General features: G+C 71.6%; 20 protein-coding genes. 13 read left to right on the top strand and 7 right to left on the bottom strand.

Annotation, left to right across the window (positions count from 1 at the left end):
• Window positions 1–213: 213 nt before the first annotated feature.
• From AB0M95_RS06820 to AB0M95_RS06840, 5 genes are all read right to left on the bottom strand, one after another.
• Entirely contained in the window at window positions 214–1452 is a 1239-nt protein-coding gene (locus tag AB0M95_RS06820) for a helix-turn-helix transcriptional regulator (protein WP_363760535.1), read from the bottom strand.
• Window positions 1453–1596: 144 nt separating this feature from the next.
• Window positions 1597–2838, bottom strand: a complete 1242-nt coding sequence (locus AB0M95_RS06825) for a cytochrome P450 (RefSeq protein WP_363760538.1) — start codon at window positions 2836–2838, stop codon at window positions 1597–1599.
• Window positions 2839–3984, bottom strand: a complete 1146-nt coding sequence (locus tag AB0M95_RS06830) for an acyl-CoA dehydrogenase family protein (protein WP_363760541.1) — start codon at window positions 3982–3984, stop codon at window positions 2839–2841.
• A complete protein-coding gene (locus AB0M95_RS06835) occupies window positions 3968–5152 on the bottom strand; it encodes an acyl-CoA dehydrogenase family protein (RefSeq protein WP_363760544.1) in 1185 nt (394 codons plus the stop codon). Before AB0M95_RS06835 ends, AB0M95_RS06830 begins: the two co-directional genes overlap by 17 nt.
• Entirely contained in the window at window positions 5149–8484 is a 3336-nt protein-coding gene (locus tag AB0M95_RS06840) for an amino acid adenylation domain-containing protein (protein ID WP_363760547.1), read from the bottom strand. The genes AB0M95_RS06835 and AB0M95_RS06840 overlap by 4 nt, the downstream gene beginning before the upstream one ends.
• Window positions 8485–8784: 300 nt before the next feature.
• On the opposite strand from AB0M95_RS06840, the gene AB0M95_RS06845 reads away from it, so the two are divergent.
• The 13 genes from AB0M95_RS06845 (at window position 8785) to AB0M95_RS06905 (ending at window position 24566) form a co-directional block, all read left to right on the top strand.
• Window positions 8785–11157, top strand: a complete 2373-nt coding sequence (locus AB0M95_RS06845) for an amino acid adenylation domain-containing protein (RefSeq protein WP_363760549.1) — start codon at window positions 8785–8787, stop codon at window positions 11155–11157.
• Window positions 11158–11573: 416 nt separating this feature from the next.
• Window positions 11574–11996 (top strand): hypothetical protein, encoded by a 423-nt coding sequence (locus AB0M95_RS06850; RefSeq protein WP_363760552.1) that lies wholly within the window; start codon window positions 11574–11576, stop codon window positions 11994–11996.
• A complete protein-coding gene (locus AB0M95_RS06855) occupies window positions 11993–13012 on the top strand; it encodes a BtrH N-terminal domain-containing protein (protein WP_363760555.1) in 1020 nt (339 codons plus the stop codon). Before AB0M95_RS06850 ends, AB0M95_RS06855 begins: the two co-directional genes overlap by 4 nt.
• Before the next feature lie 28 nt (window positions 13013–13040).
• Window positions 13041–14396, top strand: coding sequence for a DegT/DnrJ/EryC1/StrS family aminotransferase (locus AB0M95_RS06860; RefSeq protein WP_363760557.1), 1356 nt, complete (start codon window positions 13041–13043; stop codon window positions 14394–14396).
• The gene (locus AB0M95_RS06865) at window positions 14393–15295 is read left to right on the top strand and encodes a transketolase (protein WP_363760560.1); all 903 of its coding nucleotides are present in this window, start codon (window positions 14393–14395) and stop codon (window positions 15293–15295) included. Before AB0M95_RS06860 ends, AB0M95_RS06865 begins: the two co-directional genes overlap by 4 nt.
• The gene (locus tag AB0M95_RS06870; RefSeq protein WP_363760563.1) at window positions 15292–16284 is read left to right on the top strand and encodes a transketolase C-terminal domain-containing protein; all 993 of its coding nucleotides are present in this window, start codon (window positions 15292–15294) and stop codon (window positions 16282–16284) included. The genes AB0M95_RS06865 and AB0M95_RS06870 overlap by 4 nt, the downstream gene beginning before the upstream one ends.
• Before the next feature lie 19 nt (window positions 16285–16303).
• Complete coding sequence (lysW, locus tag AB0M95_RS06875) at window positions 16304–16468, top strand: lysine biosynthesis protein LysW (RefSeq protein WP_358512104.1); 165 nt, start codon at window positions 16304–16306, stop codon at window positions 16466–16468.
• On the top strand, window positions 16465–17334 hold the full coding sequence (lysX, locus tag AB0M95_RS06880; RefSeq protein ID WP_363760566.1) for a lysine biosynthesis protein LysX: 870 nt from the start codon (window positions 16465–16467) through the stop codon (window positions 17332–17334). Before lysW ends, lysX begins: the two co-directional genes overlap by 4 nt.
• Window positions 17322–18365, top strand: coding sequence for an N-acetyl-gamma-glutamyl-phosphate reductase (gene argC / locus AB0M95_RS06885; protein ID WP_363760569.1), 1044 nt, complete (start codon window positions 17322–17324; stop codon window positions 18363–18365). Before lysX ends, argC begins: the two co-directional genes overlap by 13 nt.
• A 12-nt stretch (window positions 18366–18377) precedes the next feature.
• Complete coding sequence (locus AB0M95_RS06890) at window positions 18378–19229, top strand: [LysW]-aminoadipate kinase (protein WP_363760572.1); 852 nt, start codon at window positions 18378–18380, stop codon at window positions 19227–19229.
• On the top strand, window positions 19229–20371 hold the full coding sequence (locus AB0M95_RS06895; RefSeq protein WP_358512092.1) for a M20/M25/M40 family metallo-hydrolase: 1143 nt from the start codon (window positions 19229–19231) through the stop codon (window positions 20369–20371). Before AB0M95_RS06890 ends, AB0M95_RS06895 begins: the two co-directional genes overlap by 1 nt.
• Window positions 20368–23667: an amino acid adenylation domain-containing protein gene (locus AB0M95_RS06900; protein WP_363760575.1), complete on the top strand. Its 3300-nt coding sequence runs from the start codon at window positions 20368–20370 to the stop codon at window positions 23665–23667. Before AB0M95_RS06895 ends, AB0M95_RS06900 begins: the two co-directional genes overlap by 4 nt.
• Window positions 23664–24566 (top strand): thioesterase domain-containing protein, encoded by a 903-nt coding sequence (locus AB0M95_RS06905; RefSeq protein WP_363760578.1) that lies wholly within the window; start codon window positions 23664–23666, stop codon window positions 24564–24566. Before AB0M95_RS06900 ends, AB0M95_RS06905 begins: the two co-directional genes overlap by 4 nt.
• Before the next feature lie 95 nt (window positions 24567–24661).
• Here AB0M95_RS06905 and AB0M95_RS06910 read toward each other — a convergent pair whose 3' ends face one another.
• Both AB0M95_RS06910 and AB0M95_RS06915 read right to left on the bottom strand, forming a co-directional pair.
• Window positions 24662–25360: a response regulator transcription factor gene (locus AB0M95_RS06910; RefSeq protein ID WP_363760581.1), complete on the bottom strand. Its 699-nt coding sequence runs from the start codon at window positions 25358–25360 to the stop codon at window positions 24662–24664.
• Between the two features lie 385 nt (window positions 25361–25745).
• Window positions 25746–26105, bottom strand: coding sequence for a VOC family protein (locus tag AB0M95_RS06915; RefSeq protein WP_358512081.1), 360 nt, complete (start codon window positions 26103–26105; stop codon window positions 25746–25748).
• Window positions 26106–26173: the final 68 nt, after the last annotated feature.

Consider the following 26173-nt stretch of genomic DNA (forward strand, 5'->3'; position numbering starts at 1 on the left):
TCTTAGGATTACCCACGGGTCGCACCTCCTGCGTGCGGTCAAGGGCCCGTCCGGTGTGACAGCACCGTGGCGGGCCCGCCCTATGTAGCGGGACTCTGACGGGTCAGGGTCAATGCACAAGGCGACCGTATGGAGTGTCACGCCCGGCCGTACAGACACGAAGCATGGCCGTTCGGCGCTCGCCGGGATTGAACGGCTACGAGACGTGGTCCTTTAGTCCTCGATGTCCAGGAACGCCGCGAGGTCCCGCTGTTCTGCGGTTAGCGTGCGTTTCCTGGTTCTGAGCACGCCATCGCGGAACGCGTCCGCCGCGAGTCGCTGGTACCGCAACCACTCGGGCGCGTCGGCGCGCAAGGCCGTGAGCAACCGGGTCGTCTCGTCTCCACGCCGCAACATCGCATGGGCGCGCGCCACGTCAAGCCGGTGCCGGTTCCAGTTGTCGCTAGTGGCACGCCCGAAACCCTGGGGCACGCGCTCCGACAACTCCAGCGCGACGTCCGGCTTACCGGCGACCATGACATTCTCAATTGCCTTCAGCTCCACTGTGAGCGGCCCGAATGTCCCCCAGCCGCGCAGGTGGTCCGTGACCTCAGCGCCGACAGCGGTTCCCGCCGTCCGCGCAAACCCGATCATCTCCTCGGCGAGGGCAGGCTTGTTGTTACGGGATGCGGCGGCCGAAGCCCGGAGCATCAACCAGCCCCACGCGGACAGTTCCTCACGCGTCGCCCGCGATATCAGCGGCTCGATCTCGTCGGCGCTGCCGACCGCGACGTCCTCTGCCTCGTCGAGGCGTCCCTGTCGGAGCAGAATCCATGCTTGGCCGATGATGGCTGATGCCGCATTGAGCCGGTCGCCCGCTGCCACCGCGTCGTGGACCGCACCGCGTAGCGCCATGTGGGCGAGGTCGTAGATGTGTACCTGCGTCAGGTAACGTCCGGCCAATTGGAGGATCTCGGAGCGCACTGCGAGAGCCTCAACGTGCTCTGGAGCGGTCATGTAGAAGTCGACGGCCGCTTGAGCGGACCGGATCAGCTTCGGCAGCAGAGACGCCATGTCCGCATACCGGTCACGGTGGTACGCCTGGGCTATCGCCACCGCGGCGGACCGCAACTGAGTCAGGTCGGGTTCCTCGTGGATCTCCTCGGCGAAGCGGAGCTTGCCGTTCAGGGTGACCGCCGGGCTGATGACCTGCCGCAGCGGCAAAAGGTTGATCTTCTCTCTGTCGCTGGTCCGATCCGGTCCCGAACTCGACTGCTCGAACAGCTTCGACGTCCGTACGTCGAAGGCCCTCGCAAGAGCGTGGTAGGTCTCGATGCGTGCTCCGCCGCCCTGCTCGATCTTCTTGACCACGCCGACACTGAGCCCGGCTTGCTGCGCGAGCGCCTCCTGAGTGAGGCCGCGACGGCGGCGGAGTTCCCGTACCCGGTCGCCTGTCGTGTCACCTTCGGGCATAGGTCCTGCGCCTCCCTGAAGCTCTCGACCCCTTCAGGCTACGGCTCAGGGCGGGCACCCCCGAAGCAAACTGCTCCGGCGAACCTTCCGGCGACACGAAACGGCGGGTACGGGGCCGGTCCGCCCGTACCCGCCGCCCGTAGTTCAGCCCTTGTTCGGGTGGAGGGTCACCGGTAGATGTGTGATGCCGTTGAGGAAGTTGGAGCCCAGGTGACGGGGCTCACCGGCGAGCTCGAACAACTCGACCTGCTCGACCAGCTCCTCGAGCAGGAGCTGGACGCCGGTCTGCGCGGGCGAGTTGCCGATGCACCGGTGGGAGCCGAAGCCGAAGGCGACGTGCTGGTTCGGGCTGCGCACCGGGTCGAAGGTGTAGGGGTCGGCGAAGATCTCCTCGTCCCGGTTGGCCGAGCCGATCCAGGCGGCGACCAGCCCGCCCTCGGGGATGACGTGGCCGCCGAGTTCGACCTCCTGGGTCGTCCGGCGCAGCAGGTGGTTCACCGGGCTCGACCAGCGCAGGGTCTCCTCCAGCGTGAGCGGCAGCGTCGAGCGGTCCGCCTCACGGATACGCCGCCACAGGTCGGGGTTCTCGGCCATGGTGAGCACCAGGTGCGAGGACGCCTGCGGGATCGTCGGGTTGGCGCCCATGATGAAGGCGTAGCAGTTGACGAGGACCTCCTCGTCGGTGGCGGGACGCCCGTCGACCTCCATGCCGAGCAGCAGCGAGATCAGGTCGTCGGTGCCGGGTTCGTCCCTGCGGTCCTGGATCAGCTCGATGAACATCGAGAACAGGAAAACGTGGGCGGCCCGCAGCGTCGCGGCCTCGTCGCCGATCGAGAACGCCGGGTCCTCGGGGGCCATGCTGGCCACCGTCCAGTGCGCGGCCTCGGTCCACTTGTCCTGCGGGATGCCCATGAGCTCCCCGGCCACCAGCATCGGCAGCATGGTGACCAGCTTCGCCATGTCGGCCTGCCCCTCGGCGATGGCCCCGGCGACCAGCTTGGCGACCCGTTCGCGGATCTTCGGCTCGTGCCGGCGCATCACGCGGATGGACAGCGCGCTGATCGTGGCCCCGCGCACCTGGCCGTGGCGCGGCGGGTCCATCAGGTGGATGGCCTGGCCCGCGGCGGTGTCCCGCTCCAGGACGCTGAGCATGGTGCTGTGCTCGGAGCTGAACCGCCGGGTGTCGCGCAGGATGTCCACGACGTCGCGGTAGCGGGTCACCGACCAGAAGGGCGTCCCGTCCGGGGCCTCCTGGCGCCACACCGGGGCGGTCTCGCGCAGCGTGCGCCAGGCGGCGTGCGGGTCGCCCGAGCGGTAGAGCTCGGTGCCGTACAGATCGATCTCGTCCAGGGATACGGATTTCGCGCCCGCGTCGGTCAAGCGCATCTAGCTCTGCCTTTCATCTGAGGGAGCCGCCGCGTCCGAGGAGGCCGCGGCCGGGTGGATCGCGGCCAGGCGGTGCCGGCCCGCCTCCTGCCAGAGCGCGCCGGGCGGCCCGAGGCGGGTCGCCGCGGACCTGATCACCTCGAAGAAGCGATGCACAGGCGCGCCCAGGGTGAGCCCGCGCGCGCCGTGCGCCTGGACCGAGATCCTGATCGTGCGCAGCGCCACCTCGGCGGTCCAGGCCAGCGCCTCGACCGCCTCCCGGGAGAAGGGCTCCCCCGCGTCGGCCTGCCAGGCGGCCCGGTACACGAGCAGCCGCGCGGCTTCCAGGTCGATCCTGGCCTTGGCGAGGGGGAAGGCGACGGCCTGGTTGTCCAGTACGAACCGGTCGAACTGCCGCCGGTTCGCCGTGTGGGTGACGGCGAGCGCGTGCGCGCCGAACCCGAGCCCGAGCAGGTACCCGGCCTGGCGCACGCGGTGCCGGGCCAGCAGTCCGGCCGGGTCCGACAGCGGGCGTCCCGCGCCGAGGCCGCCGACGACCTGGCCGGACGTGACGGTGACCTCGTCCAGGGACAGGGCGGCCGGGCTCTCCACCGGGCCGCTCCACGGGTAGGCCGGCCCGGCCGCGCCCCGCCACACCGTGGACGGCAGGACGGCGAGCAGGACCTCGCCGTCGCCCTCCTCGGCGCGGAAGGCGGCGCAGCACGCCTGGTCGGGGTGGACGTCCTCGACCGTGACGGCGCCGGACGGACGCCAGCCGCCCTCGGACCGCCGGGCCCGGACCGCCGTCGGGCGGCAGACCTGGTCCAGCCCGGCCGCCACCACGACCTGCTTGCCGGCCACCACCGCGGCCGCGACGTCGGCGCCGGGCGCGTCCTCGCCGGCCTCGGCGAGCGAGTCCACCACCAGCATGCCGCCGGAGTAGACGTCGGGCAGCGCGCGGCGGCCGAGCTCGACGGCGATCGTGACGCCGCAGGACAGGCCGAGGTCGAAGCCGCCGAGGTCGATCGCGGCGGCGAAGGCGAACCCGTCCATGTCGGCGAGCGCGGCCAGCGCCGAGGTGCCGTCGCGGCCCGGCTCGGCGACGCTCAGGCCCTCGCGTACGGTTCCGGCGATCCGTTCCAGGACGGGATCAGATTTCAGATCCACCGCCGGCACCCCCGATCACGTCAGGCCGGTCGAAGGCCGAGCTCGCGACCAGCTCCAGCATCATTTCCGAGGTCCCGGCCGAGAGGGTCAGGCCCGGGCTCTCGCGGTACCCGGCCTCCAGCACGGCGGCCTTCTCCGGGCTCAGCGCGCGCAGCCCGTACCCGTGGCCGTGCACGAGCGCGGCCCAGATCGCGACCTGGGCCGCGGTCTCGCTGGTGTGGTACTTGCTGATGGCGGCCGACGTCGGGTCGAGCGGGCCGCGGCCTAGCTGGCTGATGGTGCTCCAGGCGAGCAGGCGACCGGCGTCGACGGCGGCGCCGTACCTGCCGACCTCCTCCAGCAGCGCGTCGTCGGTCGTCTCGGGGATCAGGCCGGTGAGCGTGGCGTCGTACCAGCGGGCGGCCTTGAGCGAGTAGTCCAGGCCGGTCCGCTCGATGGCCAGGCAGCGGGTGAGCAGGGACCAGCCCTCGCCCTCCGCGCCCAGCAGCGCGTCCGCGCCCACCCACACGCCGTCCAGCTCGACGCGGTCGTACTGCTCGTCGGCGAGGCCGGCGATGTGGCCGCGGGTGACGCCCTCGGCGTGCAGGTCCACCAGGAACAGGCTGATGCCCTCGTACTTGGTGGTGCCGGTCCCGGTGCGGACGGCGCACAGGCCGATGTCGCTCATGCCGCTCTTCAACCCGAACACCTTGGTGCCCGAGAGCCGGTACCCGTCGCCGTCGCGGACGGCGGCGGCGCGCAGCGAGGCCAGGTCGGACCCGACCTCCGGCTCGGTGTACAGGACGGTGGCGAACAGCTCGCCGCTCGCCAGCTTGGGCAGGTAGCGGGCCTTCTGCTCGTCCGAGCCCGCCTCCAGCAGGAACAGGCCGACGATCTGGACGCTGAGCACCTGCAGCATGTCGGGCATGCCGCCGCGCACCAGCTCCTCGATCACCGCCGCGGCCTCCAGGTGGCTGACGCCGCGCCCGCCGTACTCCTCGGGCCAGCTCGCCGCGAACAGGCGGTGCGCGGCGATGGCGCGGTACAGCGGGCGGACGTCGGGCTCGCGCTCGCCCGCGGCCGTCACTCGGGCGAGGTCGTCGAGGGCCGCCCGCACGGGGGGCGTGCCGAGGACCTCGCGGACCTCGGCACGCAGCGCGCGCTCGGCGTCACTCTCTCCGAAGTTCATGCGGAGCCGTCGCCCTCCTGGTCGCCGAGGAGCTTGGCCACCTCGTCCTCGGGCATCTGCTCCAGCAGCGCCAGCAGTTCCTCGTCCGACATCGACTCCTGCTTCTGCGCGTCCACCACGCCGCCGAGGTGGGCGACGGTGGGCGAGCGGAAGAACTCGGCCAGGCCGAGGTCCACGCCGAACCGGTCGCGGATCCGCGACACGAGCTGGGTGGCCTGCAGGCTGTTGCCGCCGATCTCGAAGAAGTTGTCGTGGATGCCGACCTTGCTGAGCCGCAGCAGCGGGGCGAAGATCTCCTCCGCCAGCACCCGCTCGGTCTCGGTGGTGGGCTCGGCCGAGACGCCGCCGGTCCTGGCGCTCTCGTCGGGGGCGGGCAGCCTGCGCGCGTCCACCTTGCCGGCCACGGTCAGCGGGAGCTGCTCCAGCAGCACCACGTACGCGGGCACCATGTGCCGGGGCAGGTGCTCGGACACGTACCCGCGCAGCAGCGTCACCTCGGGGCTGGTCCCGGCGGCCGAGCTGACGTAGGCCACCAGGTGCTTCTCGCCGACCTCGTCGGTCCACGCCTGCACCGACACCTGGCCGACGTCGGGGTGGGAGGCGAGCACGGTCTCGATCTCGCCGAGCTCGATGCGCTGGCCGCGGATCTTCACCTGGGCGTCGATGCGGCCGAGGCACAGCAGGTTGCCGTTGCGCAGCCGCTTGACCAGGTCGCCGGTGTGGTACAGCCGGCCGCCCTGCGCGGTGCCGAACGGGTCGTGCACGATCTTGGCCTGGGTGAGGAACGGGTCGTTGAGGTACCCGGGGGTGAGGCCGACGCCGCCGATGACCAGCTCGCCCGCCACGCCGTACGGCAGCAGCTCCATGTGCTGGTCGACGACGTGCGCGACGTGGTTGGCGTACGGCAGGCCGATCGGCGGGCCGGACTCGAAGTGGCCGATGCACTCGTAGTACACCATCGCGACCGTGCACTCGGTGGGGCCGTAGCCGTTGAACAGGCGGCGGCGCCGGTTCCACCGGTTCACCAGCTCGCCGTTGAACATCTCGCCGCCGACCATCACCAGGCGGGCCGCGGTGAAGCGCTCAGGGGTGAGCAGGGCCATCACCGGCGGCGGCAGGTCGATGATCGTGGTGCGGGTCTCCTCGATCAGCTTCTGCAGCGCCTCCATGTCCAGGCGCTCCTCGTCGCGGACGAGGTTGATGCGCGCGCCGCGGCACAGCGCGGTGAAGATCTCGAACACCGAGACGTCGAAGGTGAGCGACGCGAACGCCACGATACGGTCGCTCGGCACGATGTCGAACATCTCCGAGATCGCATCGACGAACTCGACGACCGAGTGGTGCTCGATGAGCACGCCCTTGGGCCTGCCGGTCGTCCCGGAGGTGAACAGGACGTACGCGATGTCCTTCAGTCCGGGCCCGTAGTCGAGGTTCGTGTCGTCGTACCCGGCGAGGGTGTCGGCGAGCTCGTCCAGGACCAGCACCTTCGGCCCGCCCTCGGGCAGATTACCGGCGACGGAGCTGTGCGAGAGCACCACGGCGGGCGCGGCGTCCGCGAGCATGCCGGCCACGCGCTGCGGCGGGTGGGAGCTGTCGATGGGAACGTAGGCGGCGCCGGCCTTCAGCGTCGCGAACATCGACACGATCAGGTCGTGGTCGCGGGGCATCGCCAGCGCGACCCGGCCGCCCCGCTCGACGCCGTTCTCGGCCAGCAGGCGGGCCAGGCGGTTGGCGCGGCCGTTCAGCTCGCCGTACGTCATCTCCGTGCCGCCGGCGACCACGGCCACGGCGGCCGGGTCCCGCTCCACCTGGAGTTCGAACTCCTGCGGCAGCGTGGTCGTGGCGTTCGGGCGGGTGGGGCCGTTCCACTTGGTGAGCAGTTCCTCCCGCTCGGCCGGCGTGATCACCGGCACCCGGGAGATCGGCGTGTTGAGGAACGGGATGAGCGCGCGCAGGGCCTGCTTGTAGTGCCCGGCCAGCGCGTTCATCGTGTCGGCGTCGAACAGGTTGGTGTTGTACTCCAGGGTGAAGATCAGCCCGTCGGTGGTCTCCATGAGGCCCCAGGTCATGTCGAACCGGGCGGTGTCCAGGTCCGGAGACTCGGGGACGACGGTCAGGCCGGGCAGCCGGGGCGGCTCGGCCAGGTTCGACAGGCCGAAGCCGATCTGGAACAGCGGGGTGCGGGCCGGGTCGCGGGGCGGGCGCACGACGTCCACCACCCGGTCGAAGGGCAGCTCGCCGTGGGCCATCGCGCCCTGGACGACGTCGTGCACGCGGCCGATGAGCTGGCGGACGGTGGGGTCGCCGGACAGGTCCGTGCGCAGCACCAGGATGTTGATGAAGTAGCCGATCATCCGCTCGACCTCGGTGCGGCTGCGGTTGGCCGCGGCCGAGCCGACGGTGAGGTCCTCCTGGCCGGTGTGGCGGTGCAGGACGATGAGGAACGCCGCCAGGTACACCGCGAAGGTGCTGGTGCCGGTCTCCCGGGCCAGGCCGTGCAGGTCCTCCATCACGTCGATGGGCGTCGAGTGGTGCAGGGTGGCGCCGTCGAAGGTCGCCTCGGCGGGGCGCGGGCGGTCGGTGGGGAACTCGACCACGGGGGCGCCGGTCAGCCGGTCGCGCCAGTACCCGTTCAGCTCCTCCAGCACCTTGCCCTGCAGCCAGTCGCGCTGCCAGGTGGCGTAGTCGGCGTACTGCAGGGCGGGCGGCTCGGGCGCCTCGATGCCCTCGACGCCGGTCCTGATGCCGTAGAACGCGGCGAGCTCCTGGCAGAACACGCCCATCGACCAGCCGTCCCAGATCACGTGGTGGACGACCAGCACCAGCAGGTGGTCACCCTCGTCGATCCGGTACAGCATGACCCGCCACAGCGGCGCGGCCGTCAGGTCGAACGGCTCACGCGCGGCGTCGGTCGCCAGCTTCCTGGCGGCGGCGAGTCGCTCGTCGGCGGTGGACCCGGCCGGCTCGATGACCGGCACCTCCACCGGCACCGTGGCGTGGATCCGCTGGAGGCCCTCGCCGTCGCGGTCGTGAAGGCTCGTGCGCATGGACTCGTGCCGGCCGACCACGTCGGCGAAGGCCGCGCGGAACGCCTCGACGTCGAGGTCGCCGCCGATCCGGAACGCGCCGGGGACGTTGTAGGTGGACTGGCCGGGGGCGAACTGGTCCAGGAACCAGAGCGATTCCTGGGAAAAGGAAAGCGGCGCGGTGTCCCCGCTCTGCCTCGGCTGCATGACGGCGGCGCTCCGCTGCTTCTCCGACTTCAAGCGGTTCAGCAGTTCCGTCCGATGGTCACCGGGTTGCCGCGCAAAATCGTCATGTAGCTCGCTCATGCTCATCCCATTTCCGCACCGACTTTTCCAGGGTTCCACGATCCACACTAGGGATCGGCGCGCAGAACCGGCATCCGTGAGCGCGTGAAGTTCGGCGAAACGGTGCGCTTAACCGAAAGGCGGGATCGGCCAAGAAACTTGCAACGTCATCCGGTGAGAGGTGAAACCAGGCTGCCTTCATACCAATGGATCACGTATTCCAAGGTTCATGCGCCATGGCGTACGGTGACGGTTCCGAAAGCAGTACGAGGGCGCGCGACGCGCTCGGCGGAGATTCCCGTGCGGGGGAAGGTCACAGCCATGCCAGATACCGATCACTTCGAGCTATGGACGGACGAGCCCCGGCGCGCGGGCCGGCCCGCGCCGGACGGCACGGTCGAACTGGCCCTGCCGGAGGCGGACGCGGCGGCCGTCCGCGCGCTCGCCTCACACGGCGGCGCGAGCCTGGGGGCGGTGGCGCTGGCCGGGTTCGCGGCCGTCCTGCACCGGTACACCGGCCGGGCGGACATCCCCATCCAGATCGGCCCAGAGACCGGCCCAGAGCCCGGCGCCGAGACCGTCCAGGCGGACCTTTCGGGCGATCCCGGCTTCGCGGAGCTGCTCGGGCGGCTCAAGCTCGACCAGCGGCAGGCGGCGTTCACCGCGGACGGCCTGTCGGTGACGCTCGACGGCTTCGGTGACCCCGATGGCGCCGGTACGGAGCCGCGCGTCCTGGCCGGCCACGACCGCGCGCTCTACCACGAGGACACCGCCCGGCGCCTGGCCGGCCACGTCGCGACGCTGCTCGCGGGCGCCGCCGCCGACCCCGCGCTGCCCGTCTCGCGCCTGCCGCTGCTCACCGCCGCCGAGCGGGAGACCGTCGACGGCTGGAACGCGACCGAGGTGGACTACCCGACGGCGCACACCGTGCCCGAGCTCATCACCCTCCAGGCCCGCGCCACCCCCGACGCGGTGGCGATCCGGTTCGAAGGCACCTCGGTCACCTACCGTGAGCTGGAGGAACGCACCAACCGGCTCGCCCACCGCCTGCGCGCGCTCGGCGTCGGCCCCGGCTCCGTGGTCGCGGTGCACCTGGAGCGGTCGGTCGAGCTCGTGGTCGCCCTGGTGGCGACGCTGAAGGCGGGCGGCGCGTACCTGCCGCTCGACCCGCAGTACCCGCCGGCCCGGCTGATGTTCATGGCCGGGGACGCGGGGGCCCGCGTGCTGCTCACCCGCCGGTCCCTGGCCGCCCGGCTGAACGTCCCCGACCTGCGCCCGGTCTGCCTGGACGACCCGGCCGAGGGGCTGGACGACCTGCCGGCCGAGGCCCAGGAAGGGGCGCCGGGCCTCGCCGACCTCGCGTACGTGATCTACACCTCGGGCTCCACCGGGATGCCCAAGGGCGTGATGAACACCCACGCGGGCCTGCTCAACCGGCTGCTGTGGATGCAGGAGGCCTACCGGCTCGGCCCCGGCGACGCGGTGATGCAGAAGACGCCCTGCGGGTTCGACGTCTCGGTGTGGGAGTTCTTCTGGCCGTTCATCGCCGGCGCCCGGCTGGTCGTGATCAAGCCGGACGGGCACAAGGACATGGAGTACCTCGGCGAGGTCGTCGAGGCGGAGCGGGTGACGTTCCTGCACTTCGTGCCGCCGATGCTCGCGCTGTTCCTGGAGTTCGCCGACCTGTCGAAGTGCGGGTCGATCCGCCAGGTGGTGTGCAGCGGCGAGGCCCTGTCGGCGGACCTGGCGCGCCGGTTCTTCGCCTCGGGCCTGTCCGCCGGGCTGGACAACCTGTACGGGCCGACCGAGGCGGCCATCGACGTCACCCGGTGGACCTGCGGCCCGCAGGACGCGATCACCCCGATCGGCGCGCCGATCGCCAACACCACCGTCCACGTCCTGGACGCGCACGGCAACCGGATGCCCGTCGGCATGGCCGGTGAGCTGCACCTGGGCGGCGTCCAGCTCGCCCGCGGCTACCTCAACCGGCCCGAGCTGACCGCCGAGAAGTTCGTGGCCGACCCCGAGGACCCGGACAGGCGGCTGTACGCCACCGGCGACCTGGCCCGCTGGCGCGCGGACGGCGTCGTCGAGTTCCTCGGCCGCATCGACCACCAGGTCAAGCTGAACGGCTCCCGGATCGAGCTGGGCGAGATCGAGGCCGCGCTGCTGGACCACCCCGGCGTCGCGCAGGCCGTGGTCGTGCTCGGGGAGGACAACCGGGGCGAGCCCGCGCTGGTGGCCTACCTGGTGTACCGGGGCGACCCCGAGCCGGGTGGCCGGGTGCGCGCCCGCCTGGCCGAGCGGCTGCCGGAGTACATGCTGCCCACGATGTACGTGGCGCTGACCGAGATCCCGCTGTCCCCGAACGGCAAGGTCGACCGCGGCGCCCTGCCCAAGCCCACCGTCCGGGACCTCGGCACCTCGGAGGCCGAGTTCGTCGCGCCCCGGGACGACGTCGAGCGCCTGCTCGCCGACCTGTTCGGCAAGGTGCTCGGGCGCGGCCCGATCAGCATCAAGGACAGCTTCTTCGACCTCGGCGGCCACTCCCTGCTCGCCGCCAGGCTCACCGCGCGGCTGCGCAGGAGCTTCGGCATCGACGTGCCCATGCGCATGCTCTACGCCGGGCCGACGGTGGAGAGCCTCGCGGTGGCGCTCGTGGAGGCGGCGCTCGTCGCCGAGAAGGACAAGTGAGACGGCGCGGCGCGGTCGCGTTGTCATCACGGCGTTGAATCGCGCCGCCAAATCTCATCGCGGCGTGCCATCGGCGGCGCACGGCATCAACGGGTGGCGTCGGCGGGAGTCCCGCTCATGTGGATGTGTACCCGAGTGCCCGACTTGTAGATTCGCGGCAAGTGGAGCATTCTCCCCGGCGGGGTTGAATCGTTGACGGAGGTTACGTGGACATGGTTTCTGAGGTGAAAACCGGTGTCCTGCCGTTATCCGTCGTCACCATGACGAGCCTGCGGCCCGTCGACTTGACGGAGCATTGGAACAATCGCGGGATTTCGGCGGCCGGAGAGACCGGATCAGGTGGTTTCAACGTGTGGCGTAATTCGTTTCCGGCCGAATACCTGCCGCCACCGGGCGCGCAGGTGGAGGTGGACGGGGTGCCATTCCGTTTCGGCGGACCGGATCCCGCCGGCGACAACATTCGCTGCGCGGGCCAGTACGTCGAACTCCCCGAGGGCCGATACGACTGGATCCACCTGCTGACCGCCGCCGAACGGCGGACCGAGGACACCGTGGCGCTGCACTTCGCCGGCGGCGAGGTGGACTTCGAGTCGCTGCGCGTGTCGGACTTCTGGGCGCGGGCGCACGCGGCGTTCGGCGAGGCCAAGGCGTTCGAGACGCCGGTCATGCACTACCCGCACCACGTGCAGCCACGGGTGGAGGCCCTGATGTGGAGCCAGCGGGTCCCGGTGACCCGGCGCGCGCCCCTGCGCGGCCTGCGGCTGCCGCGCAACATCGCGATCCACGTGTTCGCGATGACCCTGCAGACGCCCGGCGAGCCCGTGGCGGAGCGGTCATGAGCACGACGCCACCCGCCGCGCCCGCGCTGTGGTACCGCGACCTGATCAGCTGCCTGCAGTCGACGCTCGCCGCCGCGCTGCTGCGCGAGGGCCGCGACCCGGTGGACGCGCTCGGCGCGCACTGGGAGTTCCTGTTCAAGCCGGGGGACGTCACCTCCGAGGAGTTCTACTACCCCTGCCGGTACCCGGGCGACCTCGGCCGCAGCCTGGCGCCGCACCACGGCCTGTCCACCACCTGGCACCGCCCGGCCGACCCCGGCGACCCGCTGGAGGACGTGCGGCGCGCGCTCAAGGACGGGCACCACCCGGTCATCGCGGTGGACAACTTCCACCTGCCGTTCCGTCCCGCCTACCAGGACGTCCACGCCGCGCACCTAATCGTCGTGTACGGCCTGGACGAGGCGGCCGGGCAGGCGTACGTCAGCGACGCGATGCCGCCCGCGCACGCCGGGCCGATCCCGGTCGACGCGCTGCTGGCTGCGTGGACCTCGGCCAACCCCAAGGACGTGCAGGACGCGTTCTTCAGCGACTCCGCCATCGGCGGCCGCTACCTGACCGTCACCGTCGGGGACGCCCCGGCGACCACCCCCGCGTTCGTCCGCGAGGTCCTCACGGCCGGCGTCGCCGGGTTCGAGGCCGACCGGGACACCGCGGGCTGGGGCGGCCTCGCGGGCGTGCGGGACTTCACCACGAGCCTCGCCGACCGGGCCCGCGCCGGCGACGCCCGCGCCCTGGAGGAGGCGTACCCGTTCGGGTGGGGCATGCAGGCCCAGGCCGCGCTGCACGCCGAGTTCCTGCGCTCCTGCGGGACGCGCTGGGAGCTGCCCGCGCTGCGGGAGGCGGGCCGGCTGGCGGAGCACGTCGCGCACGCCTGGACGGGGGTGCGGATCACCGCCGCGCACGGCAGGCGCGATCCCGCCGCGGCGGCGCCCGACCTGGCCCGGCACGGGGGACGCCTCGTCGCCGCGTACGAGGCCGCCGTCGCGGGACTGCGCGAGGCGGCCGGGTTCCTGTGACGGCCTTCCCAGCCCTGGAGGGGACACCTTGACCAGCCCAGAGACCATGCCCGGCGCCGCGGCGCCCGGGCGAGACCGCGGCGCGGCCGGCGACAGGGATCGGCGGCTGGCCGCGTTCGGCGGCAGGCCCGCCGTGCCGAGAGAGCTGCGCAACCCGCCCTGGCCCGTGATCACCGACGACGACCGGGCCGCGGTGCTCGGCGTGCTCGACGGGGCCGCCCTGGTGTCGGACACCGACGGCGAGACGGCGGTGTCGGTCCTCGAGCGGCGGTGGGCCGAGCGGACGGGGGCCGCGCACTGCGTGGGCACCTCCAACGGCACCACCGCGCTCCAGCTCGCGCTCGCGGCGCTCGGCGTCGGCCCGGGCGACGAGGTGATCGTCCCGGCGCTGAGCTTCATCGCCAGCGGGCTGGCCCCGCTGCACCAGATGGCGATCCCGGTCTTCGCCGACATCGACCCGGTCACGTTCAACATGGACCCGGCGGCGGTGGAGGCCCTGGTCACCCCGCGCACCGCGGCGATCCTGCCGGTGCACCTGCACGGCCACCCCGCCGACATGGACGCGCTGAACGCGATCGCCCGCCGCCACGGCCTGGCGGTGCTCGAGGACGCCGCGCAGGCGCACGGCGCGTACTACAAGGGCCGCCCGGTCGGCTCGCTCGGCGACGCCGCCGCGTTCAGCCTCCAGGTGACCAAGAACCTGCCGACCTGCGGCGAGGGCGGCCTTGTCACGATAAATGATGACAAGGTGGCGGAGACGGCCCGGATGACCCGCCAGTTCGGCGAGGTCATCGAGGCCGGCCGCGACCGCGACTACATCTCCTACATCCTCGGCTGGAACCACAAGCTGAGCGCGGTGCAGGCGGCGTTCACGCTGTCCCAGCTGGAACGCTTCGACGCCTACGACGCCGCCCGGCGCGAGAACGTCACCGCCCTGCTCGCCCGCCTGGCCGAGCTGCCCGGCCTGATCGTCCCCACTTGCGCCGGGGACGTCACGCACGCGTGGCACATCCTGCGCTTCCGCTTCGACCCGGCCGCGGCGGGCCTGCCGGACGTGCGCCCCGAGGCGTTCCGCGCGGCGCTGCACCGCCTGCTGCGCGCCGAGGGCGTGCCCGTGTCCCGCTACCAGTTGCTCGCGCTGCCCGAGCAGAAGGTCTTCACCGACCGGATCGGCTACGGCTCCGGCTACCCGTGGACGGCGGGCGACCCGGTCGCCGACGCCGAGCACCCCGTGGCCACGCAGGTCATCGCCGACTCGCTCACGCTGCAGAAGCGCCACCTCAACCCGGACGCCGGACCCGCGCTGCAACGGTACGCCGACGGCTTCGAAAAGGTCTGGGCGAACCTGGACATGGCCGCCGCGATCGCGAAGTCGGCCCGGTGACCGCCGTCGCGGGCGCCGACACCGGCGCCGAGACGAGCCCGCCGGTGGCCGTGGAAACGACCCCGGAAACGGGCGCCGCACCGGACTCCGAGTTCCTCCGGGAGACCGCCCTGCGGATCCGCCGCCACATCGTCGACATGTGCGCGGGCCCCGAGGGCGGGCACCTCGGCGGCTCGCTGTCCAGCGCGGACATCCTCACCGTCCTGTACTTCTCGGTCCTGCGCTGCGACCCCGCCGCGCCGCACGACCCCGCCCGGGACGTTTTCCTGCTCAGCAAGGGGCACGGCGCGATCGGCCTGTACGCGACGCTCGCCGAGCGCGGCTACTTCCCCGTGTCCGAGCTGGAGACGTACGCCCGTCCCGGCGGGCGCCTGATGGGCCACCCCGTGCGCGCCGTCCCCGGCGTGGAGATGCCGACCGGCTCGCTGGGGCACGGGCTCGCCCTCGGCCTCGGCTTCGCGCTGTCGGCCCGGCTCGCCAGCCGGACGAACCGGGCGTTCGTGCTGATGGGCGACGGCGAGCTGCAGGAGGGGTCCTGCTGGGAGGCCGCCATCGCCGCCTCAGCCCAGGGCGCCGACAACCTGGTGGCCGTCGTCGACAGGAACGGCCTCCAGCTCACCGGCGAGACCGAGGGGATCGCCCCGCTGGAGCCGATGGCCGAGCGCTGGCGGTCCTTCAACTGGGCGGTCCGCGAGGTGGACGGCCACGACCACGAGGCGCTGCGCGAGGCGCTGGCCTCGGCGCCCTGGGAGCCGGGACGCCCGAGCCTCGTCGTCGCCCGCACCGTCAAGGGCCAGGGCCTGCCGATGGTCGCGGGCAAGGTCCACAGCCACTACGCCACCCTGTCCGAGCGGATGCACGCCCGGGCGGTCCGCGCGCTGCGGGCGGGTGAACGATGAGCGCCGCGGCCACCCGGACGGTGTACCGGGACGCGCTGGTCGAGCGGATGGGCGCCGACTCCACGGCGGTGTGCCTGGACACCGACACCGGCCTGTTCTCCGGCGTCGACTTCGGCGACGCCGCCGCCCGGTACATCAACCTGGGCATCGCCGAGCACACGCTGATGGGCGTGGCGGCGGGCATGGCGGCCTCCGGCTGGCGTCCGTACGTCAACACGATGGCCGCGTTCGCGGGTGCCCGCGCGCTGGAGGCCGTCAAGATCGACATCGCGTACAACGGGCTGCCGGTCCGCATCATGGCCACGCACAGCGGCGTCTCCGCCGGGCACCTCGGCCCGACGCACCACGCGCTGGAGGACCTGGCCGTGATGCGGGTCCTGCCGAACATGACCGTGGTCGTCCCGGCCGACGGTGCCTCCACCAGCGCGCTGCTCGGCCAGGTCGCCGAGCTGCCCGGCCCTGTGTACGTCCGGCTCGGCCGCAAGCCGACCCCGTCGCTGCCCGAGGACACCCCGCCGCCGGTGCTCGGCCTGATCCAGCGGTTGCGCGACGGCGGCGAGGTGGTGCTGGTGTGCGCCGGCCCGCTGCCCGTGCTCGCCGCGCTGGAGGCCGCCGAGACGCTCGCCGCCGAGGACGGGCTGGACGTGGGCGTGCTGCACGCGCACACGCTCAAGCCGTTCGACACCGCGACGCTGACCGCCGCGACGGCCGGCGCCCGGCTGGTGGTCACGGTCGAGGAGCACTGGCCGGCCGGCGGCCTCGGATCGGCCGTGGCCGAGGAACTGGCCGAGCACGCGCCGCGCCCGCTGCTGCGGATCGCCATGCCCGACCGGTTCGTCGACACGGTCGGCGGCCAGGAGCGGCTGATGGCGGACAACGGCATCACCGCCGAAGGCGTCACGGCCCGGATGCGCGCCAAACTCGCCGGGCTCGCCGGGCCTGCGGGAACGGCCACCGTGCCCGGCACACAGACCCGCCCGAGTCCATGACGGAGAAGAGGAGAACCCCATGATCGCCTGCCCCGAGTGCGAGGCCACGGTCGACCTGCCCGACGCGCCACGCCTCAACGAGATTCTGGAATGCGGTGACTGCCACGCGGAGCTGGAGATCCTTTCTCTGGAGCCGACGCTGGTCGGGCTCGCCCCCGAAGTGGAAGAGGACTGGGGAGAGTGACCTCGCCCGGCACCCTCGCCGTGGTCGCCTCCCGGATCCGCACCGACGAGAAACGCATCTTCGACGCGCTGGACCGGCGGGCCGTCTCGTACGTCCACGTGGACAGCCGGACGATGTGGAGCTCGGCGGACATCGCGCCGCTGCCGTGGGATCGGGCACTGAACCGGGAGATCGGGCATGTCCGCGCGGCGTACGCGGCGCACAGCCTAGAGGCGGTGGGCACCCTCGTGGTGAACAGCGCCCGCGCCACCGAGGTGTGCGGCGACAAGTGGCGCACCTCGATGGCGCTGCGGTCCGCGGGGCTCCCGGCCCCCCGGACCGCGCTGGCCCTGACCCCCACGGCGGCGCTGACGGCGATCGAGGAGATCGGCTACCCGGCGGTGCTCAAGCCGCTGGTGGGCTCGTGGGGGCGGCTGGTGACCTTCGTGCCCGATCGGCAGGTCGCCGAGACGGTGCTGGAGTACATCGCCGCCCTGCCCTCCCCGCACTCGCACGTGGTCTACGTCCAGGAGTTCGTCGACAAGCCGGGACGCGACATCCGCGCCCTGGTGATCGGCGGCGAGGTGCTGGGCGCGGTCTACCGGCGCAGCGAGGAGTGGCGGACGAACGTGGCGCGCGGCGCGGTGACCGAGCGGTGCGAGGTCACCGACGACATGGCCAAGCTCGTGTACGGCGCGGCGAGGGCGACCGAGGCGGACATCGCCGGGGTCGACCTGGTGGAGGACGAGGACGGCAGGCTGCTGATCCTGGAGGTCAACGACACCGTCGAGTTCTCCGGTTTCCAGCACGCGATGGGAGATCGGGTGGACGTGGCGGGAAGGATCGTGGATCACGTGCTGACCGGGGTACACAAATGGCGCGGGTGACCATCGTCGGCGGTTCCGGCTACATCGGCGGCGAACTGCTGCGGCTGCTGCTCGGCCACCCCGAGGTCGAGGTCGCCGCCGTCACCTCCACCCGGCTCGCGGGACGCCGGGTGGACGGCGCGCACCCCAACCTGCGCGGCCTCACCGACCTGACGTTCACCGACCCCGAGAAGCTGGACGAGTGCGACGCGCTGTTCCTGGCGACGCCGCACAAGGAGACCATGGGCCGGATGGCCGGCTTCGTGAAGCTCGCGCCGCGCGTCTTCGACCTGTCGGCCGACTTCCGGCTCCGGGACCCGGCCCTCTATCGGCGCTACTACGGCCTGGCGCACGAGGCCGCCGACCTGCTGCCCGAGTTCGTGTACGGCCTGCCCGAGCTGCACCGGGACGAGCTGCGCACGGCCGACCGGGTGGCCGTCCCGGGCTGCATGGCCACCGCGGCGATCCTCGCCCTGCACCCGCCGGCCGCCGCCGGGCTGGTGGAGCCGGAGGTGACGATCGACGCGCGCACCGGCTCCAGCGGCTCGGGCGCGTCGGCGGGCTCGGAGAACCTGCACGCCGAACGCAGCGGCGCGATGCGCGTGTTCGCCCCGACCCGCCACCGGCACGAGGCGGAGATCGGCCAGGAGACCGGCCTGTCGGCCCGGATGAGCGCCACCGGCGTGGAGGCGGTGCGCGGCGTCCAGGTGATGTGCCGGGCACGGCTGGTGCCGGGCGCCGACGAGCGGGCCGTGCGCTCGGCGTTCCGCGCCGCGTACGCCGAGGAGCCGTTCGTCCGCGTGGTGGCGCAGAAGCGCGGCCTGTACCGGCTGCCCGAGCCGAAGATCCTCAGCGGGTCCAACTTCTGCGACGTCGGTTTCGCCGTGGACGACGACGAGCCGGCCGAGGGCCAGGGACGGGCGGTGGTGCTGGTCGCCGCGCTGGACAACCTCGTCAAGGGCGGCGCGGGCAACGCGGTGCAGTGCATGAACATCCGGTACGGCTGGCCGGAGCGCGCCGGGCTCGCGTTCGCCGGGCTCCACCCCAACTGACGGAAGGCGGGCATGACCGACATCACTGTGGTCAAGTGCGGGGGCAACGCCGCGGTCGAGGCCGACGAGGTGTGCGCCGACGTGGCCGCGCTGCGCGAGCGCGGCGCCGAGCTGATCCTGGTGCACGGCGGCTCGGCGGACATCGAACGGCTGGCCGCCCGGCTGGGCGTGCCCAGCAGGCAGGTGGTCGCCCCCGACGGCGTGCCCGCCCGCTACACCGACCCCGCCATGCTGGAGGTCGTCACGCTGGCCCTCGCCGGCATGGCCAAACCCCGGCTGCTCACCTCGCTCGCCGCCCTCGGAGTGCCCGCCGTCGGGCTCACCGGCCTGGACGCCGGCCTGCTGCGCGCCCGCAGGAAGGCCGCGCACCGCGCCGTCGTGGACGGCGTCCGCGTGATGGTCAGGGACAACCAGGTCGGGACGATCACCTCCGTGAACGCCGGCCTGCTGCGCACGCTGCTCGCCGCGGGCCTCGTGCCGGTGATCTCCCCGCCGGCGCTCGCCGAGGACGGCCGCCCGGTGAACGTCAACGCCGACCGGGTCGCGGCCGCGGTGGCCGCGGCGGTGGGCGCCGCGCGGCTGGTCATGCTGACCGGCGCGCCCGGAGTCCTCGCCGACGTCGCCGACCCGGACTCCGTGCTGCCCGTCGTCGAACTCTCCCCGCACGACCCGCCCGCCCACCGCGCCGGCGGGATGGGACTCAAACTGATCGCCGCCCGCGAGGCCCTCACGGCGGGGGTGCCCGAGACGCTGATCGCCGACGGACGCCGGCCCCGGCCGGTGACGGCCGCGCTGGACGGCGCCGCGACCACGGTCGTCCTGGCGGGACGGGACCGCATCGACACCATGGAGACGAGCCCCTGATGAATCATCGGCCCAGCGCAGGCCCGGTTGGCGAGACCTTCGCGATCGGGCTGCTCCGCCGCATGCTGGAGATCGACTCCCCGTCGCACCACGAGGCGGTGCTCGCCCGCACCCTGGTCACCATCATGCGGGAGCTCGGCTTCAGCGCCTACGTCGACGAGACCGGCAACGCCGTCGGCGAGATCGTCCGGGGCGACGGGCCGACCGTGATGCTGCTCGGCCACATGGACACCGTCCCCGGCACGCTGCCCGTCCGCTCCATCAGCGGCAGCCTGTACGGCCGGGGCGCGGTGGACGCCAAGGGCCCGCTCGCCGCGATGATCTGCGCTGCGGCGGGGACACCCGAGTTCCGCGGCAAGGTGGTGGTCATCGGCGTCGTGGAGGAGGAGACGCCCTCCTCGCGGGGCGCGATGGCGATCCGGCAGAGCCACAACCCCCCGGACGCGCTGATCGTCGGCGAGCCGAGCGGCTGGTCGAGCGTCGTCATCGGCTACAAGGGCAAGCTGGACATGCGCTACCAGGTGACGGTGCCGCCCACCCACCCGAGCAACCCGGTGCCCAAGGCGACGGAGCTGGCGGTCCGCTGCTGGAACTCACTGGTGGACCTGCTGCCGCCGCAGCCCGGCCACGCCGTCTTCGACCAGCCCACCGCGACACTGGTGTCGATCAACGGAGGCCTGGCCGCCGCCGAGATGGAGATGAGCGTACGCACCTCGCCGGACTTCGACTCGGCCGCCCTGGTCCGTGACCTGCGCGAGCGGCTCGGCGGCGCGGGCGAGCTGACCGTCGTCAACTCGGTGGCCGCCTGCCGCACCCACCGGCGCGACCCCGTGGTCCGCGCGCTGTTCGCCGGCATCGCCAAGCAGCAGGGACGCGCCACGGCCAAGCTGAAGACCGCCACCTCGGACATGAACACGCTCGCCGAGGTGTGGGACGTGCCGATGGCCACCTACGGGCCCGGCGACAGCTCCCTCGACCACTCCGAGGACGAGCACATCGTGCTGGCCGACTACCTGCGGGGAATCGCGGTTCTCTCCAGCGCCCTCAACGACCTGTCCGACCTGCCATACCACGAAGCGCGGAGATCGACCCTGGCCGGACCGACCAGCAGTGCTCCCGTGCAGACACGGAGGAACCGATGACCGAGATGCTCAAACGCCTGGCCAGGCTGCCCGAGGACAAGCGCGCCCGTTTACTCGCCCAGTTACGCGCGGGGGCCGAGCCCGCCTCGAACCTCGGGCCGACGGCCCGGCAGGGCACGGGACCGGTGCCGCTGTCCTTCAACCAGGAACCCCTGTGGACGCACCACCGGCTCTCCCCCGACGAGCCGACGTACAGCATGCCGTTCTGCTACCGCCTGCGCGGCGAGCTGGACGTCGAGGCGCTGCGCGGCGCGCTCACCGGGCTGGTCGCCCGGCACGAGTCGCTGCGGACCAGCGTGACCGAGCGCGACAACACCCCGGTTCAGGTGATCGCGCCCGAGATGCCGGTCGAGATGCTGATCGTCGAGGCGTCGAGCGAGCAGGAGGTGGAGTCGCTGCTCAAGATCGAGGCGCGCATCCCCTTCGCGATCGAGACGGCGCCGCTGTGGCGGATCCGCCTGTACCGGCTGGCCTCCGACGACCACTACCTGCTGTTCAACGTGCACCACATGATCTTCGACGGCTGGTCGACGACGGCGCTGGTCCGGGACCTGGCCGAGCTGTACCGCGCGGGAAAGAACGGCGTCGGGCCGGATCTGGCCGAGCTGCCGGTGCAGTACGCCGACTACTCGATCTGGCAGCGTGAGTGGCTGGCCGGCAAGCGGCTGGAGGAGCTGAACACCTGGTGGCGCGAGCGGCTCGCCGACGCCCCCACCCTGGAGTTCCCGACCGACCGGCCGCGCCCGACCCAGGTGACGTTCAATGGCGCCGGGATGCAGACGAGCCTGCCGCCCGAGCTGGACCGCGCCGTGGACGGGCTCGCCCGAAAGCTCGGCGTCACGCCGTTCAACATCTTCACCGCCGGGTTCGCCGCGATGATGCAGCGCTACAGCGGCCAGGACGACGTCGTGATCGGCTCGCCGAACGCCAACCGGCGCTTCAGCTCGCTGGAGACGGTGACCGGCTTCTTCATCAACCAGCTCGTCCTGCGGTTCGACCTGTCGGGCGACCCGACCTTCCGCGAGGTCATCGACCGGACGCGGACCGTCGTCCAGGACACCTTCAGCCACGGCGACATCCCGTTCGGCAAGCTGATCGAGGCCGTCCGGCCGCCGCGCGACCCGTCGCGTCAGCCGCTGTTCCAGATCGCCTTCGCGGTGACCGACTTCGCGCCGCCCATCCAGCTCGACGGCATCGAGGTCGGCATCGTCGGGACGCACACCGGGACCTCCCGGTTCGACATGGCCTGGGGCCTGACCCGCAACGGCGAGCAGACCACCATCGAGTGCGAGTACAACACCGACCTGTTCGACGCCGAGACCGTCGAGCGGTTCGCCGCCAACTACGGGCAGTTCCTGCTCAACGCCTGCGCCACGCCGCAGACCCCGCTGTCGTGGATCGAGGCGCTGGACGATCGCGAGTACAACCGCGTCCTGTCCTTCGGCGACGGCCCCAAGCGGGAGGTGCGCCACAACACGATCACCGCCGAGTTCGAGGCGCGGGTCGCCGAACGCGCCGGGGAGACGGCGCTGGTCGTCGACGAGGTCCCGGTCACCTACGCCGAGCTGAACCGCAGGGCCAACCGGCTGGCGCACCACCTCATCGACCTCGGCGCCAAGCCCGGCCAGGTGGTGGCGCTCGCGCTGCCGCGCTCGGCCGACCTGGTGGTGTCGGTGCTGGCGGTGCTGAAGTCCGGCGCCGCCTACCTGCCGCTCGACCCGACCAACCCGAGCGCCCGCATCGCGCAGATCCTCGGCGACGCCGACGCGCTCGCCGTCCTGACCGACTCCTCGCTCAGCGAGCGGGTGGCCGAGGCGGGACGCCAGCTCGTCGTCCTGGACGAGATGGGCGACAAGCTCAACACGGCGCCGGACACCGACCCGCAGCCCACGGCCGGCCCCGACGACGTCGCGTACATCATCTACACCTCGGGCAGCACGGGGCAGCCCAAGGGCGTGCTGATCGAGCAGCGCAGCGTCGTCAACTTCATCGACACCGTCCAGGAACTGTTCGAGCTGACCCCGGACGACCGCGTCCTCGGCTTCGCCTCGCTCAACTTCGACGTGTCGGTGTTCGAGATCTTCTCCGCGCTGCTCACCGGCGCCCGCCTGTACCTGGCGGTCGACGAGGAGCGGCTGTCCATCGAGCGGCTCCAGGCGCTGATGGAGCGGTCGGGCATCACGGTCATCGACCTGCCCCCGGCCGTGATGAACCTGCTGGAGCCGGAGACGTTCGACGCCCTGCGCATCGTGTTCGTCGGCGGCGAGGCGTTCTCCGCCGAGCTGGTGAACCGGTGGAACCCCGGCCGCCGGCTGTTCAACGGCTACGGCCCCACCGAGTGCACGGTCACGATGATCGTCGAGGAGTGCCCGGGCACCTGGGAGACCACCCCGCCGATCGGCCTGCCGATGACCAACCACGTGGCGCACGTCCTGGACCAGCACCTCAACCCGGTGCCGTGCGGCGTGCCGGGCGAGCTGGTCATCGGCGGCGAGGGCCTGGCCCGGGGCTACCTGAACCGGCCCGAGCTGACCGAGGAGAAGTTCGTCGCCGACCCGTTCGGCACCGCCCCCGGCGGGCGGCTGTACCGCACGGGCGACCTGGTCAAGCGACTGTCCGACGGGCGGATCGTCTTCATCGGCCGCATCGACCAGCAGGTGAAGATCCGCGGCCTGCGCATCGAGCTCGGCGAGGTGGAGGCGGGCATCGCCACCTTCCCCGGCGTCGCCCAGGTGGCCGTCGAGCCGTGGGCGGACGCCGCCGGCGAGCGTCACCTCGTGGGGTACGTCTCCTCCGGCAAGGACCTGCTCGACATGAACGCGCTGCGCGAGCACCTGGCCGGGCGGCTGCCCGCGTACATGATCCCCTCGTACTTCGTCGACCTGCCCGAGCTGCCGCTGAACAGCAGCGGCAAGGTGAACCGGCGCGCGCTGCCGGACCCCGAGCCGCTGGCGGGCAGCGGGCCGGTGGCCCAGCCGAGGACCGAGACCGAGCGCGTCCTGGTCCAGGAGATCATGGGCCCGCTGCTGCGCAACGAGCGCGTCGGCGTCGGCGACGACTTCTTCCAGCTCGGCGGCAACAGCCTGCAGGCCGCCCAGCTCATCTCGTCCATCAACCGCCGCTTCAAGGTGCGCATCTCGCTGGCGGACTTCTTCCTGTCCCCCACCCCGGCGCACATCGCCGGCATCGTCGACTCCCAGCGCATGGACGACATGAGCGAGGACGAGCTGCTCACGATGCTGGAGTCCATGTCGGAGGACGAGGTCAACGCCCGTCTCGAAGGGGAGAACCGATGACCTCCACCGATTCCCAACCCAACGAGGACAAGCTGAGCAAGCTGTCCCCCGAGCGCCGCAAGCTGTACGAGCAGATGCTCGCGCGGCGGGCGCAGGCGGCGGCCGTGCGCGACAGCCAGGCCGTGGTCATGCGCCCCGGCACCGAGCCGCGCACCCTCGTGCTGATGAACCCGAGCGGCGGCGCGCTGTTCTGCTACGTGCCGCTGACCCGGGCGCTGCGCGAGGGGTTCCCCGTGCTCGGCTGCCTGAGCAGGCCCGGCGACCGCGCCAAGCCGATCGAGCGGCGGCTGGTCGACGTCGGCGCCCGCATCCTGGACGAGCTGGCCGCGGAACTGGACCCGTCGGCGTGCGTGTTCGCCGGGTGGTCGTTCGGCGGCTGCCTGGCCTTCGAGGTCGCCCGGCAGCACGCCGAGCGCACCGGGGCCCGGCAGCCGGTCATGATCTTCGACGCCGAGTACGCCGTGGACCTCGGCGTGGCCGTGCCCGACGAGGAGGAGCTGCGCCGGCAGTTCGTCTACGACGTGTCCCGGCTCCAGGGCGTGCCGACCAGTGAACTGGGCTGGCTGGTCAAGCCGCTGGACAGCCTCAGCCCGATTCCGGACATGCTGGCCAGGGCCGGCGTGTCGCTGGACCTGTCGGAGGAGGAGACGGCCGACCGTTACCACATCTTCGCCGGGGCCGCCGAGGCGCTGTACCGTTACCACCCGCCGGCGCCGTACGACGGCCCGGTGTACGCGCTGATGGCCGGGGCGCACGCGGCGACCACCGAGGCGTGGCGGCGGCAGTCGACCGGCGAGTTCCACCACCTGGCCCTGTCCGGTGACCACTACAGCGTGTTCGACGAGCGGAACCTGCCGCGCGTGGCGCACGCGGTGGAGGAGGCGCTGGCCCGGGTCTGACGGGTTTCACGCGGAAGGCCCCTCACCCCGGCGGAGGTGAGGGGCCTTCCCTACGGCCTGTTGAGCGTTTCAGTCGCCCGCCATGTCTGGCCCGGTCAGTTGTTGGCCAGGTCGTACTCCGTCTGCATCATGCCGGCGCGGTAGGCGAACGACACGAGCTGGGCGCGGTCGCGCAACTGAAGCTTGTTGCGCAGCCGGTAGATGTGCGTGCGGACCGTGGCCACGGAGATGGACAGGGTCACTCCGATGTCCTCGGTGGACATCCCGCGCGCGGTGAGCAGCAGCACCTCGCGCTCGCGCTCGGTGAGCGCGGCCGCGTACGGCTGCAGCATGTCGTCCGGCTCGGTCTTGTGCTGGCGGAACCAGTCCAGCAGGCGCTGCGTCATCCGCGGGGTGAGCATCGCCTGTCCGCTGGCGACGGTCCTGATCGCGGCGACGAGGTCGTCGCGACTGGTCTCGCGGGTGAGCAGGCCGCTGGCGCCGGCGTGCAGCACATTGGTGAGTGTGTCGTGAGTCAGCGTGTCGTCGTGCTCGTTGGTGGCGAACACCACGACTCTGGGGACGGGGTCGAGTTCCTCCCGCAGCAGGCGGCGGATCAGCTCGATGCCGAGCATGCCCTGCAGGGTGAGGCCTGTGACCACCACGTGTGGCCGATACGTGCGGACCAGCATGATCGCGCGTTGCCCGCTGTCCGTGGTGTCCACCACGGTGATGTCGGACTCCGCGTCCAACAAGGTACGCAGACCGTCCCTGACCAGGGTGGTCTCGTCGCAGATCAGGACCCGACAGTGCACGGTTATAACACCTGCCCTGAACTGGTCTGTTCGACGACGACCTCGGTCGGTCTCTCTCGCTTCCCGGGTACTCGCAGCAAAGCGAACCTCACTAATTCCTTTTCGCGCAAGTTCCTTTTCGAGAGCCGTTCACCTGCCGGCGACCATCCCGTGCGCGGTGTCCCCCCACATAACCTGCGCGGAATACCTTGTCATTCGAAGAATTCAAATGACGTCGCACGACCTCGCCCAAGTCCGAACAAACCCCCAGCAAAAGGGATCTCCATGCCCGCCCTAACGAGAAGCTTGCATCTGCGACCGAACTCTGTCAAGCCTGGTTCTTTAGTTTGTCTCAAGAGCAGTCGGCTATTGCGCTGCGTAAGTGGAGCTAAACGCTACGTAATCGTCATCGCTCCGCGGCGCTGCGGAGAACACAGAATTCGTTCCCCTCGGGGTCGGCCAGCACCACCCAACCCTGACCGTTGGGCCTACGGCGATCGGCCACCAAACGCGCGCCGATTCCGATCAGACGGTCGACCTCGACGTCGCGGAGGACATCCGGCCGCAAGCAGAGATGCACGCGATTCTTGACGGTCTTCGACTCGGGGACCCGGGCGAAGTAGAGCACCGTCTCATTCGGCAGCGTCACCGTCGCGTAGAAGGAATCGTAATCATCGACGGGCTGTCCCGTGACCTCGCTCCAGAACCGCGCCAGCTTGACAGGAACCGCGCAGTCGAAGGTCACATTTTGCAATAGGGATGGCACCTGGAGATTATCCCGGCGGTGGACGTCGCATGTCAATCTTGACGACAGGACCGAATTCACGCATTTCG

Origin of the sequence: Sphaerisporangium sp. NPDC051017 (assembly GCF_040683095.1) — a bacterium.
Classification (GTDB): domain Bacteria; phylum Actinomycetota; class Actinomycetes; order Streptosporangiales; family Streptosporangiaceae; genus Sphaerisporangium.